This is a genomic window from Pararhodobacter sp. CCB-MM2 (assembly GCF_001691415.1).
In the GTDB taxonomy this organism is placed as follows: domain Bacteria; phylum Pseudomonadota; class Alphaproteobacteria; order Rhodobacterales; family Rhodobacteraceae; genus Pararhodobacter.
The window spans coordinates 25,661-40,126 of the sequence record NZ_LRRR01000024.1; the positions used below are offsets into that span (position 1 = coordinate 25,661).

Here is a 14,466-nt window from a genome sequence, read left to right on the forward strand (position 1 = left end):
TATTCTGCGCGCCGGACGTGGAAATATCTTGCACTTCGGCTGCTGAATCGGCAAAATAGGTATTTACCGCTTACCATGTCGGCACTATTGTGCATCGCAACCGAGGCTGCCGACGGACCCCAGGGAGGATTCCAATGACCAAGCGCATCGACTTCCAGACCGACCCGTCCAAGTACCGCCATTGGAGCGTGAGCTATGACGGCGCCGTGGCCAATCTGACCATGGACGTGGACGAGAACGGCGGCCTGTTCGACGGCTACCAGCTGAAGCTGAACAGCTACGACCTCGGCGTCGATATCGAACTGGCCGACGTGGTGCAGCGTATGCGCTTCGAGCACCCCGAGGTGAAGGTCGTGGTCATGCGCTCGGGAAAGGAGAAGGTGTTCTGCGCCGGCGCGAACATCCGCATGCTGGGCGGCGCGACCCATGCGCATAAGGTGAACTTCTGCAAATTCACCAACGAGACCCGGAACACGTTTGAAGCCGCCGAGGCCGACTCGGGCCAGAAATACCTCGCGGCGGTCAAAGGCGCCTGCGCGGGCGGTGGCTACGAGCTGGCGCTGGCCTGCAACCACATCATGCTGGTCGATGACAGCGCCTCGTCCGTCTCGCTGCCGGAAGTGCCGCTCTTGGCCGTGCTGCCGGGCACCGGCGGCCTGACCCGCGTCACCGACAAGCGCAAGGTGCGCCGCGATCTGGCCGATATCTTCTGCTCGCTGGAAGAAGGCATCAAGGGCAAGCGCGCCAAGGATTGGCGTCTGGTCGACGAGGTCGTCGCGACCTCGAAATTCGACGAGACCGTCGCCCAGCGCGCGCAGGAATTCGCCGCGGCCTCGGACAAGGCCACGGGTCAGGGCATCGCGCTGAACCCGCTGAAAAAGACCATCGATGAGAATGGCTCGATCCATTACTCGCTGGTCGAAGTCGACGTGGACCGCGAGGCCCGCAAGGCGACGATCACGCTGAACGGCCCGGACCGCGACGTGCCCGCCTCGGCCGAGGCGCTGGTGGCCGAGGGCGACCAGTCCTGGATGCTGCGCCTCGCCCGCGAATTCGACGACGCCATCCTCGAGCTGCGCCTCAACGAGATGGAACTGGGCCTGGTGGTGTTCCGCACCCAGGGTGACCCCGAGGCCGTGCTGGCGCATGAAGCCTTCATGCTGGCGAACCAAGACCATTGGCTGGGCCGCGAGATCCTGCAGTTCTGGAAGCGCGTGCTGAAGCGCGTCGACGTGACCTCGCGCTCGCTGGTGGCGCTGGTCGAGAACGGCTCGTGCTATGCTGGTTTCCTTGCGGAACTGCTCTGGGCCTCGGATCGCAGCTACATGATGGAAGGCGAATTCGAGGGCGACAACCGCCCGGTCGCCACCGTCACGCTGTCCGAGGGCAACTTCGGCCCCTTCCCGATGGGCAACGATCTGACCCGTCTGGAAACCCGCTTCCTCGGCGAGCCCGAGGCTGTCACCGCGCTGAAGGGCAAGCTGGGCGAGGCGATGGAATCGGACGACGCGATGGAGGCCGGCCTTGTCACCGAAGCCTTCGACGATATCGACTGGGAAGACGAGATCCGCATCTTCATGGAAGAACGCGCCTCGTTCAGCCCGGATGCGATGACCGGCATGGAAGCCAACCTGCGCTTCGCCGGCCCGGAAACGATGGAGACCCGGATCTTCGGCCGCCTGACCGCCTGGCAGAACTGGATCTTCAACCGCCCCAACGCCACCGGCAAGGACGGCGCGCTGCAGCGCTACGGCACGGGCGTGCGCGGCGATTACAACATGCAGCGCGTGTGATCATGCCTGCGACGGTGGGGTGAAACCCCACCCTACGGGTCCCGGCGCAGGGTCGGTCCCGCAAGAAGCGTAGGGTGGGGCTTCGCCCCACCGCCACAGGAGGAACCCATGATCGACCTCATCAACGTCAGCTACGACACGCAGATCCCCAACAATGTGGGTCTCTCGAACGACAAGCGCGTGCTGAAGGCGCTGGAGAAATGGCACCCCGGTTACATCAACTGGTGGAATGACCTGATCCCGCAGAACTTCCAGAAATCAATGGTCTATCTGCGCACCGCCGTTTCGGTCGACCCGAAGGGCTGGGCCAAGTTCGACTATGTGAAGATGCCGGAATACCGCTGGGGCATCCTGCTGGCCCCGCAGGTCGAGGGTCGCGTCATCCCCTGCGGTGAGCATGCCGGCCAGCCCGCCTGGCAGGAAGTCCCGGGCGAATACCGCAACATGCTCAAGCGCCTGATCGTCATCCAAGGCGATACCGAGCCCGGCTCGGTCGAGCAGCAGCGCTTCCTCGGCCTGACCGCGCCGTCGCTCTATGACATGCGCAACCTGTTCCAGGTGAACGTGGAAGAGGGCCGTCACCTCTGGGCGATGGTCTATCTGCTGCAGAAGTACTTCGGCAAGGACGGCCGGGAAGAGGCCGATGACCTGCTCATCCGCTCCTCGGGTTCGGAAGAGGCCCCGCGGATGCTCGGTGCCTTCAACGAAGAGACGCCGGACTGGTTGTCCTTCTTCATGTTCACCTATTTCACCGACCGTGACGGCAAGATGCAGCTGGAATCGCTGGCGCAATCGGGCTTCGACCCGCTGTCGCGCACCTGCCGCTTCATGCTGACCGAGGAAGCGCACCACATGTTCGTGGGCGAAACCGGCGTCGGCCGCGTGATCGAGCGCACCTGTCAGGTGATGGCCGAGAACGGCATCGACGATCCCTACGAGATCGACCGTATCCGCGCCCTCGGCGTGATCGACCTGCCGACGATCCAGAAGAAGCTCAACCTGCATTACACGCTGTCGCTCGATCTCTTCGGTCAGGAAGTCTCGACGAACGCCGCCAACGCGTTCAACGCCGGGATCAAGGGCCGCTACATGGAGCACCGCCTGACCGACGACCACCAGCTGAAGGGTGACACCTACCCGGTCTGGGATTTCGTCGACGGCAAGCTGATCCGTCACGAGGTTCCGGCCCTGACCGCGATCAACATGCGCCTGCGTGACGATTACATCCGCGACGCGGCGGGTGGCGTCGGCCGCTGGAACAAGATCATCGAGAAGTCGGGCATCCAGTTCGAGCTGAAGCTGCCGCACGAGAGCTTCCACCGCCAGATCGGCGTGTTCTCGGGCAAGGCTTTCGATCCGGAGGGCAACCTGCTCTCGGGCGCGGAATACGACGCCCAGCGCGACAGCTGGCTGCCGACCCGCGCGGATGGCGATTTCATCCAGTCGCTGATGAAGCCCTGCTTCGAGCCCGGCAAATTCGCCGGCTGGATCGCCCCGCCGAAAGTCGGCATCGACAACAAGCCCGGCGACTTCGAATATGTGAAGCTGCATATGGCCTGACTGGCCCTTCGGCGAAGTGTCGGGGTGAAACCCCGACCTACGCCGCGCAACTCCGGTGAGGGCGCGCGCCTCGCGCCCCCGCCACACCCAAGGCAAACGGAAGGGAGGTCCCGATGCCCATCGAACGCTCGGCCCTGGACGCCACGCGTCACCGTGTTACCCAGAAGGAAGCGACCTGCCTCGGATGCGCCGATTGCACCGGCGCCTGCTGGAGCCTCCTTGAACTGAGCCGTCTGCCCGAGACGGTGCTGCATCCCCGGACACCCCGCGCATGAACAAGCCCCTCAAACAGCACCTGATCGACCCGGAAATCTGCATCCGCTGCTATACCTGCGAGATGACCTGCCCGGTCGAGGCGATCACCCATGACGACAGCAACGTCGTCGTCGATGCCGAGAAATGCGACTTCTGCATGGATTGCATCCCGGTCTGCCCGACCGGCTCGATCGACGAATGGCGCGTGGTCGAGACGCCCTATTCGCTGGACGACCAATTCGGCTGGGACGAGCTGCCCGAGCAGCAGGAGATCGGCGAGGCGGCAGGTGGCGTCGAGGCGCTGGACGCCGCGATGGAGGCCCTGCTGGCCGAGGCCCACAAGGGCGCGGGCGGTAAGTCCAAGGCCCCGAAGAGCGCGTCGAAAGCCTCGGTGAACCTGTACAATCTCGGCAAACCCGCGACGGCCAAGGTCACCGGCAACTTCCGCCTGACCGCCGACGAGTCCGGCGCCGATGTCCGTCACATCATCCTCGATTTCGGCGCCCAGCCTTTCCCGGTGCTGGAAGGCCAGTCGATCGGCATCATTCCCCCCGGCACTGACGCCGACGGCAAGGCCCATCTGCCGCGCCTCTATTCGGTCTCGAGCCCCCGTGATGGTGAGCGGCCGAACTACAACAACCTCTCGCTGACCGTGAAGCGCGAGGAAAAGGGCCTGTGCTCGAACTATGTCTGCGATCTGAAGATCGGCGACGAGGTCAAGATCACCGGCCCCTTCGGCGCGACCTTCCTGATGCCCGAAGACCCCGCCGCGCGCCTGCTGATGGTCTGCACCGGCACCGGCTCCGCGCCGTTCCGCGCCTTCACCATGCGCCGGCAACGCTCGGCCGGGGCCACCGGCGACATGACGATGTTCTTCGGCGCCCGTACCCCGGATTCGCTGCCCTATTTCGGCCCGCTGAAGAAGGTGCCCGAGCGGCTGCTGAAGAAACACCTCGTGTTCAGCCGCCTCGCCGACCAGCCCAAGGAATATGTGCAGGACCGGATGATGAACGAGCAGGAGGCCCTGGCCGATCTGCTGGCCGATCCGAACACGCATATCTACATCTGCGGCCTGCGGGGGATGGAACAGGGGGTCGAGGAGGCCTTCCGCTCGATCTCGGAAAGCACGGGCCTCAGCTGGGACGCCACGCGCGACGCGATGCGCGACGAAGGCCGCTATCACGTCGAGACTTACTGACCGACTATGGCCTACGACCACGAGATCCGCGTCACCTGGGGCGATTGCGACCCTGCCAAGATCGCCTATACGGCGCGGATCCCGGCCTTCGCCCTTGATGCCATCAATGGCTGGTGGGAGCATCATTTCGGCGGCGGCTGGTTCCAGATGGAGCTGGACCATGATTTCGGCACGCCCTTCGTGCATATGTCGCTGGATTTCCGCGCGCCGATCACCCCGCGCCACAGGCTGATCTGCGCCACCGCGCCGACCCGTCTGGGCGAGACCTCGATCGACTGGCGCGTGACCGGACGGCAGGATGGCGTGACCTGCTTCGAGGGGCGCTTCACCTGCGTCTTCACGCAGGCCAGCACCTTCCGGAAGGCCCCGCCACCCGCCGAGGTTCGCGCCCTGATCGAGCGCCATCTGGAGAGCCCGGAGGGCGCCTGAGTCCCTAAGCGCAACCGAGGGCCGGCACCCGTCCGCGGGTGGGCGCCGCAACAATCGCGGTCCGTGCTTTATGGCGTCACGTCCGGGCGACCTCGTTCGTCGTGCTGACGGCACCAAAGCGCCCTCGTTCCGGGCCAAGAAGTGCCGGACCGTTTCGTCGCCCCCTCCCGGCAGAATAGTGCACGCGCCCCATTTCGCGGCGGGTTGCCTATTGTTCGGGCGAAAGGCATGGCCTAGGGTTGTGCAATATTCTACCGAAACCGCCCCCAGAACATGTCCGAGATCACCAATTTCCGCGGCGAATCCATCGCCACCGAGAGCGAAGCGCAGGGCGAGGCCGCCGTCCGTGCGCTGATCCTGCGCGTGGGCGAGCGGGTGCGGAAAGCGCGTGAGCTGAAGGGCATCCCGCGCCGCGTGCTGTCCGAGGCCTCGGGCGTCTCGCCGCGATATCTGGCGCTGTTGGAGGCGGGCGAGGGGAACATCTCCATCGGCCTGCTGCAACGGGTGGCAGAGGCGCTCGATCACCGCATCGAATGGCTTGTGGGCGAGGACGATCCCTGGACCTCGGAAGCCCTGCGTGTCGCCGGTCTGTACCGCGAGGCCCCGGCCGAGGTGCGCACCAAGGTGCTGGACCTGCTGGCCCCCACGCCCGAAGCCACCGCAAGGCGCAACCGCATCGCGCTGATCGGCCTGCGCGGGGCGGGCAAATCCACGCTGGGCGCACGCGCCGGGGCGGAACTGGGCATCCCCTTCGTCGAACTCAACCGCGAGATCGAGGAACAGGCGGGCATGCCCGTCAACGAGGTCATGGCCTTCTACGGGCAGGAGGGCTACCGCCGTCTGGAAGCGCAGGCGCTCGGCCGGGTGATCGCCACCTATGACCAGATGATCCTCGCCGTCGCAGGTGGCATCGTGTCCGAGCCCGAGACCTACAAGACGCTCCTTGGCCATTTCCACACGATCTGGGTCAAGGCCGCGCCGACCGAACACATGGCCCGCGTCCGTGACCAAGGCGACACCCGCCCGATGGCCGGTAATCCCGAGGCCATGGACCAGCTGCGCTTCATCCTCACCAGCCGCGAAACGCTCTATGAACAGGCGCGCGCCAAGCTGGACACCACGGGACGCACGCTGGAGGAATCCACCGACGACCTGCTGTCCCTGATCTCTGAACGCGGGTTCCTGCAGTGAGCGGTCCGATCCTGCCCAGCGGCGAATTGCATCTGGCGCGGATCCGCAAGCGCCTGTCGGACGGCATTCCCCTCACAGTGCAGCATGCGGTCGTCGCCGGCGGCAGTCCGCAGGCCCTCGGGATGGCCGTGGCGCTGATCGAGACCGGCTGCCGCGTGACCCTGCTGGAAGAGAACGATTTCGACGTGGTCCGCGCGCGCGACATGCTCGCCCGCACCGGCAAGGGCGCCGGCATCGCCCTCACCACCGACACCGATCAGGCCCGCGACGCCGATGTGTTGATCGAGGCCTCGGGCGGTGACGGGCTGGCCCGGGTGAAGCTGATGGGCCAACTGGCGGCGCTGTCGCCGCGGGCACTGATGGTCAGTCTGGGCGCGGGTGTGTCGCTGGGCTCGCTGAAGGATCAGGTCGAGGGGCCGGTCGCGTTGATCGAATGCGACGCGCCCCCGCCCGCCATCGGCATGATCGAGATCCTCAAGGGCTCGGACCCCGCCGCGCTGGGGCTGGCCTATCGTTTGGGCGCCTTGCCGGTGATCGTGCCCTCGTTCCTTGGCGCACGGTTGATCGCCGCGATGGAGGACGAGGCCGAGGCTTTGGTCTTCCAAGGCGCGACCCCGTGGGAGGTGGACGAGGCCGCCGAGGCCTTCGGCTTCGACCTCGGGCCCTGCGCGGCGCAGGATCTGCGGGGCCTCGACCGTGCCTTGGCCCGCCACAAGCTGACCGGCCATGACCTGCCGCTCATCGCCCGCATGGTCCCTGAGGGGCGGCTGGGGCGCAAAGGCGGCGTGGGTTGGTATCGCTATCCCGGCGGCGGCGGTCGCGTGATCGACCCGTTGATCGAGGATCTGGCCCGCGAGGAAGCGCATTTCGCCGGCGTCGCCCCGCGCGAGATCGGCCCGGACGAGATCACCGAGCGGCTGGTCGGGGCGCTGCTGCGCTCGGCCCGGGCGATGAAGGTGGAGGGCGATATCATCGACCTCGCCTCGGTCCTCGCCTGCGGCTTCCCTGAGGATCGCGGCGGCATCCTGCATTACGCGGCCGAGTTGGGCAGCGGCAGTCCCTACCGGATCTGACCACCCTCACCGACCAACGCGAACAGCGCCCCGCGCGAGGCGATGCCCAGCTTGTGGTAAGCGCGCTTGCGGTAGGTCACCACCGTCGCGGCGGACAAGCCCATGTCACCCGCAATCGCCTCGGCCTTGCGGCCCTGCAGGATGCCCTCGCAGACCGCCCGTTCGCGCTCGCTGAGCGCGGCCAGCGGATCGGGCCGCGCGCCGCTGTCGTAGTGGCGGGCGGCGAGGTCGGCGATCAGCTCGGCCAGATCGGGATCGATGCGCATCCCCGCTTCATAGAGGTTGACCACCAGCCGATGATGCACTGTCGCGACCAGCACCGCCGTCTTGCCGCTGAGCCCCGGCGCGGTGAAGAACCGCTCGCGATAGGCCGCCTGCATCCGGGTCTCGGGCCCGATAGGAACCACGCGGCGCTGTCCGGATGCCATGCGCGCCAGCACCGGCCGCAAAGGGTCTTTCCGATGCCAGCCGTCGAGATAGCTTTCCGCCAAGGCCTCGCCCAAGGACTGCGCGGCGAAATTCCACGACAGCAGGCAGCGCGCGCCGTCGTCCAGCGCGAAGACCATGACCTGCCGCGCGCCGCTCTGCTCCACCAGCGCCAGCAAGGCGCGGGGGAAGGCCTCGCTCCCCACGGCGGCAAGGCAGGCGGTGATCTGGCGATAGGGGCTGGGCACATTGTCCTCCGTAAAAGGGGACATACCGCGCGGCCCGATGCCGGTAAACAGAGGCAAGCAAGGGAGGCGGCATGAGACCTGAGGGACGCGGCGAGCATGACTCGCTCTATTTCACCTATCCGCAGTTCGACGCGCCCACGGAGGCCAGCACCGATCCCGCCCCCGTGGTGATCGTCGGCGCCGGCCCCATCGGCATGGTCGCGGCGCTAGAACTGGCGCGGCACGGCCAACGCTCGGTGCTGATCGACGCCAAGGCCACGTTCAACGACGGCAGCCGGGCGATCTGCATCGCGCGGGCGAGCTATCACATCCTCGACCGGATCGGCGCGCTGGCCCCGTTCCTCAAGAAGTCCCTGCCCTGGACCACCGGGCGCAGCTTCTATCGCGGCCAGCAGATCCTCGAATTCGCGATGCCGGACAGCGCGGATGACCGCTTCCGCCCGATGTACAACCTGCAACAGCAATATATCGAGCAATTCCTCTGGGACGCGGTTGCTGCCCAGCCACTGATCGAAACGCGCTGGCAGACGCGGCTGGAAGGGATCGAAACGCAGCCCGAGGGCGCCGTCCTGACCCTCACCGACCCCTACCGGACTTACGCGCTGTCCGCCCGCTGGGTGTTGGCAGCCGATGGCGCGCGCTCGACCGTCCGACGGCTGATGGGCCTGCGGCTGAAGGGCGAGAATTTCGAGGGCCGCTATGTCATCGCCGATGTGCGCATGGCCCATGACTACCCGACGATCCGCCGCGCCCTCTTCGACCCCGCCTGCCGCCCCGGCGGCACCGTGCTGATCCACCGCCAGCCCGACGACATCTGGCGCATCGACTACCAGCTGACCGAGGGCGAAAGCGCCGAGGAGGCGACGCGCGAGGACAATGTCCGCGCCTCGGTCCAGGGCGTGCTGGATGAGATCGGCGAGACCAGGGAATGGGAACTGGAATGGTGGTCGGTCTATTCCGCCAACACCCTCGCGCTGGACGACTATCGCGCCGGGCCGGTGTTCTTCATCGGCGACTCGGCCCATATCGTGCCGATCTTCGGCGTCCGGGGCCTGAACAACGGCCTCGCCGACGCGCAGAATATCGGCTGGAAGCTGGCGCTGGTGTTGTCCGGTCAGGCGGGCGAAGGGCTTCTCGACAGCTACACGCCCGAGCGGCGCGGGGCGACGCTCGATGTCTTCGCCAATGCCTCGAAAAGCGCGCGTTTCATGACGCCGCCGAGCTTCGGCTGGCAGCTGATGCGCGATGCGGCCTTGTCGCTGGCGCTGCGCTTCCCCTGGGCCGGGGATCTGGCCAACCCCCGCCAGATGGCGCCCTATACCTATGCCGACAGCCCCCTGACCGCGCCCGATGAGGGCCAAACCGGCCCCGTGCCCGGCGCGATGATCCCGGATGCCAATCTCGGTGACGGCTTCCTCTCCGAACGCATGGGGCCTTTGTTCACGCTCATCGCCTTCGGCGAGGCCCCCAAGGTCAGCCACCCATTGCTTACGGTCATCACCCTCCCCCCCGGTGCCGCGTGGAACGCCCCCGAGGGCGCCGCTTGGCTGATCCGCCCCGATCTCCATGTCGCCGGCCGCTGGACATCCCTCGATCCCGCCGCCATCCTCGCCACGCTTGACCGGATACTGGAGCGCCCCTGATGTCTGCCGAGCCGATCTACGACGCCCTTGCCGCCCATCTCGACACTTTGGGCGAGGCCAAGGCACCCCTGTTCCTGGCCAAGGCCGCGCTGGCGCTCGCGCAGGCGCTTGGCGATACCGACATGGCGCTGAGCATCCTTCGGGAATGCGCGAAAAATCTGGAGAGCCGATGAACGCCCCCCTGCCGAGCCTCACCAATGCCGATGTGGTCGAGCTCACCGATTTCCGCCACGCCCTGCACCGCCGCCCCGAGGTCTCGGGCAAGGAGGCCGAGACCGCCAAGGTCATCATCGCCGCCCTGCCCCAGCCCGACCAGCTGGTGAGCGGGCTGGGCGGCCACGGTGTGGCGGCGGTGTTCGACAGCGGGAAGCCGGGGCCGACGGTGCTGATCCGCTCGGAAACCGACGCGCTGCCGATCCTCGAACTCGGCACGGTGCCGCATGCCAGCGAAGTGCCCGGGGTCTCGCATCTCTGCGGCCATGAGGGGCATTCGACGATCCTCATGGGCCTCGCCCGCCTGCTGTCGCGCCAACGCCCGGCAACGGGTCGCGTGGTGCTGATGTTCCAGCCGGCCGAGGAAGACGGCTCGGGCGCGGCGGCGGTGCTGGCCGATCCCGCCTTCGCCCCCCTGACGCCCGACTGGTCCTTGAGCCTGCACAACATGCCCGGCATCGCGCTGGGTCACGCCTGGCTGGCCGCGGGGCCGATGAACTGCGCCTCGGCCGGGCTGAAGATCCGCCTAATGGGCGGCACCGCGCATGCCTCGATGCCCGAGGACGGCCGCGCCCCCACCCCCGCCCTGCCGCGCCTGATCGACGGGCTGCGCGCGATGGGTCCGGGCGGTGCGATGCAGCCCGGCTTCCGGCTGGCCACGATCACCCATCTGCGCATGGGCGAGCCCGCCTTCGGCATCGCGCCGGGCGAGGCGGAGCTTTGGGTCACCTTGCGCGGCCTGACGGATGAGGATCTCGACGCGCTGCTCGATCAGGCCCGCGCTTTGGCCCGCGCCGAGGCCGAGGCGGCGGAACTGTCAGTGAGTTTTGAGGTCCACGACCATTTCCGCGCCTGCACCAACCACCCCGAGGCCGTCGCCGTCCTCGCCCGCGCGCTGGAAGCCGAGGGCATCCCGCATGAACCGGGCGACCTGCCGATGCGCGCTTCCGAGGATTTCGGCCGCTTCGGTTCGGTATCGAAATCGGCGATGTTCCTCTTGGGCTCGGGCGTCGATTGCCCGGCGCTGCACACCCAGACCTACGATTTCCCCGATGCGCTGATCCCGCAGGGCGTCGCCGTCTTTCACCGCGCCATCACCGAGCTGTTGGGCTGAATTGGGCTGTCGCTCCAGAAGAGCGTATTTGAAGCAGAGTGAATGGCAGAGCGCGGCGTGGGGTGACCGGCGCCGCGTTTGAGTATTTGGAACAAGGTGAGGGGGGCGAGCGCAGGGATAAGGACAATTTGAACCAAATTGCCCATCTTTGCTCCCCAAATATCCTCGGGGGTGAGCCCGAAGGGCGAGGGGGCAGACAGCCCCCTCCTTTCTAGCCCGCCGCGCGTCCTGCCGCTCGGCCCGAGAACAGACAGCCCCCGAGGAACGTCCCCTCCAATGCGTTGAGCCCGTGATAGCCGCCCCCGCCGAAACCCGCACATTCGCCGGCGGCGAAGAGCCCGTCGATCCGCGCGCCCGTCGCATCCAGCACCGCGCCGTCGATGTCCGTGTGCAGCCCTCCCAGGGTCTTGCGGGTCAGGACCGAGAGGCGGACGCCGATCAGCGGGCCCTGCGCGGGGTCGAGGATGCGGTGCGGCTTGGCGGTGCGGATCAGCTTGTCGCCGAGATATGTCCGCGCGCCCCGGATCGCGGTGATCTGCGCGTCCTTGGCGAAGGGATTGTCGATTTGCGCATCGCGCGCCTCGATCTGCGCCCTCAGCCCGGCGGGGTCCAGCAGCGGATCGCCCATCTGCGCGGCGATCGCGTTCATCCCGGCGACCAGCGACTTCAGATCCCCGGCCACGGCGAAATCGGCGCCATGCTCCTTGAAGGCCTCGACCGGCCCCGTCGCCTTGCCGCCCGATCCCAACCGCGATTTCAGCACCTCGGCCCAGCGACCCGAGGTCAGATCCGGGTTCTGCTCGGAGCCGGAGAGCGCGAATTCCTTCTTAATAATCCCCTGCGTCAGCACGAACCAGCTGTGCTGATGGCCGGTCGAGAGGATGCGCTTCAGCGTCCCCAAAGTATCGAAGCCGGGCAGGTAGGGCGGCTCCATCCGCTGGCCCAGCGCGTCGAACCACAAGGACGAGGGGCCGGGCAGGATGCGGATGCCGTGCTCGGGCCAGATCGGGTCCCAGTTCCGGATCCCCTCGCAATAATGCCACATCCGGTCGGTGTTGATCGTCGCGGCGCCGGCGCCCTGCGTCACCTCGATCATGTCGCCATCCACATGCGCCGGTACGCCGGCAACCATCCGTGTGGGCGGCGGCCCCAGACGGTCGGCGGGCCAGGCGGCGCGCACGCGGTCGAAGTTGCCGCCGATCCCGCCGGAGGTCACCACAACCGATCCCGCCTCGACTTCGAAGGCGCCGACGACCACGCGGCTGGATTTCTGCCCCCGCGCGACAGGCGTTTCCTCAAGCACCTCCCCCGAAACCCCCGCGATTCGGCCGGCGGAGCGGCTGATACCGGTGACCCGGTGGCGATGAAGGATGCGCAAGCGGCCCGACGCGACGTGATCCGCCGCCATCCTCTCGAACGGGGCCAGAACGCCCGGCCCGGTGCCCCAGGTGATGTGAAAGCGAGGGACGGAATTGCCATGCCCATGCGCCAGTGCTCCACCCCGCTCGGCCCAGCCGACGACCGGAAACCAGCGCATGCCGATGCCGTGCAGCCACTCGCGCATCTCGCCGGCGGCGAAGCTGACATAGGCCTCGGCCACGCGGCGCGGCCAGACATCCTGCGGGCCGTCGAACTGCGCCGAACCCAGCCAGTCCTGCAAAGCCAGAGCCTCGGAATCACGAATACGCATCCGGCGCTGTTCGGGTGTGTCGACCATGAACAGGCCGCCCAAGGACCAGAAGGCTTGCCCACCCAGATTCTGCGGCCCCTCCTGATCCAGCACGATCACCCGCTTCCCCCGATCCGCGGCCTCGCAAGCGGCGACCAGACCTGCCAGTCCGACGCCGACCACGACGACGTCCGCGGCCAAGGCGCCCGAACCCGCTATCCCCCCTGAGTGCATGGCAACTTTCCTCCCACCTGCCATGCAAAGTGTTGCACTGACGCCCCGCTCAGGCAACAAACCGTCCATGCAGCTTGTCGCAATCCTGCTCTCACGGTAGCGTTTGCGGCAAAATCAAGTCGCGCGCCGCAACGACGGCCAATGGGCACCAAGCCGCGAGACTCCAAGCAGAGCAGGCGACAGAAAAAAATGATGACCCAATTGACCCAATCTCTTTCGCCAGTACCGTCTTATTTTCCGAGTAAATCATGGCTGACGCGCGTCGTCGCCGTCATCGCCCTTCCTCTCATTGTCGCCGGCTGCTCGATGCCGCGCGGTGCCGCATTGCAATCGGAAATCCTCAGCGGGACCGACAATCCCGAGACCGAGGTGCAGGTCTTTGCCGTCACCCGTGCCTCTTTGGACATCATCCAGGCGTGGCCGCCGGCGCAGTCTGATGTCCGCTTCAATTGGACGTCGGCCAGTGCCGCAGCCGTTGCCCGCACCATCCGCCCCGGCGACCTGATGAGCATCGCGGTCTGGGACAGCCAGCCCGAATCGCTGCTGACCACCGGTGAGCAGCGCATGGTGAACATGCAGGATGTGCCGGTTTCGGCGTCGGGCCGGGTGTTCGTGCCCTATGTCGGTGAGCTGCGGGTCTCGGGCATGACGGCAGAACAGGCGCGGCGCGAGATCCAGCAGCAGTTGCTGGCCATCGTGCCCGACGGACAGGTCCAGCTGACCGTCACCCCGGGCAGTGCCAACCGCATCGACGTGGTGACCGGCGTGGCCCGCCCCGGCCGCATCGAATTGCCCGAGATCAGCCCGACGATTCTCAGCGTCATCGCCGAGGCCGGTGGCATCTCGCCCAACTTGCGCAACCCGCTGGTCCGGTTGAACCGCGCTGGCGTGAGCTATGCCGTCCCCGCGGGCGACCTGTTCTCGAACCCGGCCTACGACATCCAGTTGCGCGGGGGGGATCGGATCCTCGTCGAGCAGGACGGCCGCAGCTACATCGCGCTCGGCGCCTCGGGCCGGCAGGAAGTCGTCTATTTCGAGCGTGAGCATGTCTCGGCACTCGACGCACTGTCGACCATCGGCGGGCTGCAGGCCACCCGGGCGAACCTTGAGGGCGTGATGGTCCTGCGCGAGTATCCGGCGAGCGCCGTGCGTCCCGGAATCGCCTATCCGGACCATCAGGAGGTGATCTTCACCTTCGATCTGACCTCGGCCGACGGTCTGTTCGCCGCCGAGCAGTTCCAGATCCAGCCGGGCGACGTCGTCTTGGCGACCGAGAGCGCGGCCCCGCTGATTGCCAACGTCATGGGCATCTTGCGCAACGCCGCGCAGACCTCGCGCGCGTTCACGAACTGATCCGGCCCACAGTCTACCAGACGGCCCGCCCTGCACGGCGGGCCGTTTGTCGTTTCCGATGTCGCAT

13 protein-coding genes are annotated in these 14,466 nt (G+C 66.9%); 11 read left to right on the plus strand and 2 right to left on the minus strand.

All coding sequences use genetic code 11. From position 1 onward, the window contains the following. Positions 1 to 134 precede the first annotated feature (134 nt). The 7 genes from boxC (at position 135) to BCY78_RS18365 (ending at position 7,499) form a co-directional block, all read left to right on the plus strand. Positions 135 to 1,793 carry a 2,3-epoxybenzoyl-CoA dihydrolase gene (gene boxC, locus BCY78_RS18340; protein WP_068304775.1) on the plus strand — a complete coding sequence of 553 codons (1,659 nt, stop codon included), beginning with the start codon at positions 135 to 137 and terminating at the stop codon, positions 1,791 to 1,793. A 108-nt stretch (positions 1,794 to 1,901) separates the two neighbouring features. Continuing rightward, positions 1,902 to 3,353, plus strand: coding sequence for a benzoyl-CoA 2,3-epoxidase subunit BoxB (gene boxB, locus BCY78_RS18345; protein WP_068304777.1), 1,452 nt, complete (start codon positions 1,902 to 1,904; stop codon positions 3,351 to 3,353). A gap of 113 nt (positions 3,354 to 3,466) precedes the next feature. Continuing rightward, positions 3,467 to 3,628: a hypothetical protein gene (locus BCY78_RS25650; RefSeq protein ID WP_158515957.1), complete on the plus strand. Its 162-nt coding sequence runs from the start codon at positions 3,467 to 3,469 to the stop codon at positions 3,626 to 3,628. Next, the gene (boxA, locus tag BCY78_RS18350) at positions 3,625 to 4,806 is read left to right on the plus strand and encodes a benzoyl-CoA 2,3-epoxidase subunit BoxA (protein WP_068304779.1); all 1,182 of its coding nucleotides are present in this window, start codon (positions 3,625 to 3,627) and stop codon (positions 4,804 to 4,806) included. Before BCY78_RS25650 ends, boxA begins: the two co-directional genes overlap by 4 nt. 6 nt (positions 4,807 to 4,812) lie before the next feature. Then, entirely contained in the window at positions 4,813 to 5,235 is a 423-nt protein-coding gene (locus tag BCY78_RS18355) for a thioesterase family protein (protein WP_068304781.1), read from the plus strand. Between the two features lie 273 nt (positions 5,236 to 5,508). Beyond that, the gene (locus BCY78_RS18360) at positions 5,509 to 6,426 is read left to right on the plus strand and encodes a helix-turn-helix transcriptional regulator (RefSeq protein ID WP_068304783.1); all 918 of its coding nucleotides are present in this window, start codon (positions 5,509 to 5,511) and stop codon (positions 6,424 to 6,426) included. After that, a complete protein-coding gene (locus tag BCY78_RS18365; RefSeq protein ID WP_068304785.1) occupies positions 6,423 to 7,499 on the plus strand; it encodes a 3-hydroxyacyl-CoA dehydrogenase family protein in 1,077 nt (358 codons plus the stop codon). Before BCY78_RS18360 ends, BCY78_RS18365 begins: the two co-directional genes overlap by 4 nt. Here BCY78_RS18365 and BCY78_RS18370 read toward each other — a convergent pair. Continuing rightward, positions 7,487 to 8,197 carry a helix-turn-helix transcriptional regulator gene (locus BCY78_RS18370; protein WP_083195142.1) on the minus strand — a complete coding sequence of 237 codons (711 nt, stop codon included), beginning with the start codon at positions 8,195 to 8,197 and terminating at the stop codon, positions 7,487 to 7,489. The two genes, BCY78_RS18365 and BCY78_RS18370, sit on opposite strands and share 13 nt — an antisense overlap. Positions 8,198 to 8,244: 47 nt before the next feature. Between BCY78_RS18370 and BCY78_RS18375 the strand changes: the two genes are divergently transcribed. Genes BCY78_RS18375 through BCY78_RS18380 form a run of 3 tightly spaced genes read left to right on the plus strand, consistent with a single transcriptional unit; the run spans position 8,245 to position 11,143 of the window. Further along, positions 8,245 to 9,816, plus strand: a complete 1,572-nt coding sequence (locus tag BCY78_RS18375) for an FAD-dependent monooxygenase (RefSeq protein ID WP_068304788.1) — start codon at positions 8,245 to 8,247, stop codon at positions 9,814 to 9,816. Next, complete coding sequence (locus BCY78_RS25315) at positions 9,816 to 9,989, plus strand: DUF2783 domain-containing protein (protein ID WP_139103220.1); 174 nt, start codon at positions 9,816 to 9,818, stop codon at positions 9,987 to 9,989. The genes BCY78_RS18375 and BCY78_RS25315 overlap by 1 nt, the downstream gene beginning before the upstream one ends. Further along, positions 9,986 to 11,143, plus strand: coding sequence for an amidohydrolase (locus BCY78_RS18380; protein ID WP_068304789.1), 1,158 nt, complete (start codon positions 9,986 to 9,988; stop codon positions 11,141 to 11,143). Before BCY78_RS25315 ends, BCY78_RS18380 begins: the two co-directional genes overlap by 4 nt. Positions 11,144 to 11,354: 211 nt before the next feature. On the opposite strand, the gene BCY78_RS18385 is transcribed toward BCY78_RS18380, so the two are convergent. Next, complete coding sequence (locus BCY78_RS18385) at positions 11,355 to 13,046, minus strand: FAD-binding dehydrogenase (protein WP_068304791.1); 1,692 nt, start codon at positions 13,044 to 13,046, stop codon at positions 11,355 to 11,357. 306 nt (positions 13,047 to 13,352) lie between these two features. Here BCY78_RS18385 and BCY78_RS18390 point away from each other — a divergent pair, with 306 nt between their 5' ends. Beyond that, positions 13,353 to 14,399: a polysaccharide biosynthesis/export family protein gene (locus BCY78_RS18390; RefSeq protein ID WP_068304793.1), complete on the plus strand. Its 1,047-nt coding sequence runs from the start codon at positions 13,353 to 13,355 to the stop codon at positions 14,397 to 14,399. The last annotated feature ends 67 nt before the right edge of the window (positions 14,400 to 14,466 follow it).

What these genes read in the sequence shown, in the direction of transcription:
- BCY78_RS18390 (WP_068304793.1), top strand. Translation starts at nt 13,353, where the DNA reads ATGCCGCGCGGTGCCGCATTGCAATCGGAAATCCTCAGCGGGACCGAC.
- BCY78_RS18380 (WP_068304789.1), top strand. Translation starts at nt 9,986, where the DNA reads ATGAACGCCCCCCTGCCGAGCCTCACCAATGCCGATGTGGTCGAGCTC.
- BCY78_RS18375 (WP_068304788.1), top strand. Translation starts at nt 8,245, where the DNA reads ATGAGACCTGAGGGACGCGGCGAGCATGACTCGCTCTATTTCACCTAT.
- BCY78_RS25315 (WP_139103220.1), top strand. Translation starts at nt 9,816, where the DNA reads ATGTCTGCCGAGCCGATCTACGACGCCCTTGCCGCCCATCTCGACACT.
- BCY78_RS18385 (WP_068304791.1), bottom strand. Translation starts at nt 13,046, where the DNA reads ATGCACTCAGGGGGGATAGCGGGTTCGGGCGCCTTGGCCGCGGACGTC.
- boxA (WP_068304779.1), top strand. Translation starts at nt 3,625, where the DNA reads ATGAACAAGCCCCTCAAACAGCACCTGATCGACCCGGAAATCTGCATC.
- BCY78_RS25650 (WP_158515957.1), top strand. Translation starts at nt 3,467, where the DNA reads ATGCCCATCGAACGCTCGGCCCTGGACGCCACGCGTCACCGTGTTACC.
- boxB (WP_068304777.1), top strand. Translation starts at nt 1,902, where the DNA reads ATGATCGACCTCATCAACGTCAGCTACGACACGCAGATCCCCAACAAT.
- boxC (WP_068304775.1), top strand. Translation starts at nt 135, where the DNA reads ATGACCAAGCGCATCGACTTCCAGACCGACCCGTCCAAGTACCGCCAT.
- BCY78_RS18360 (WP_068304783.1), top strand. Translation starts at nt 5,509, where the DNA reads ATGTCCGAGATCACCAATTTCCGCGGCGAATCCATCGCCACCGAGAGC.
- BCY78_RS18355 (WP_068304781.1), top strand. Translation starts at nt 4,813, where the DNA reads ATGGCCTACGACCACGAGATCCGCGTCACCTGGGGCGATTGCGACCCT.
- BCY78_RS18370 (WP_083195142.1), bottom strand. Translation starts at nt 8,197, where the DNA reads ATGTCCCCTTTTACGGAGGACAATGTGCCCAGCCCCTATCGCCAGATC.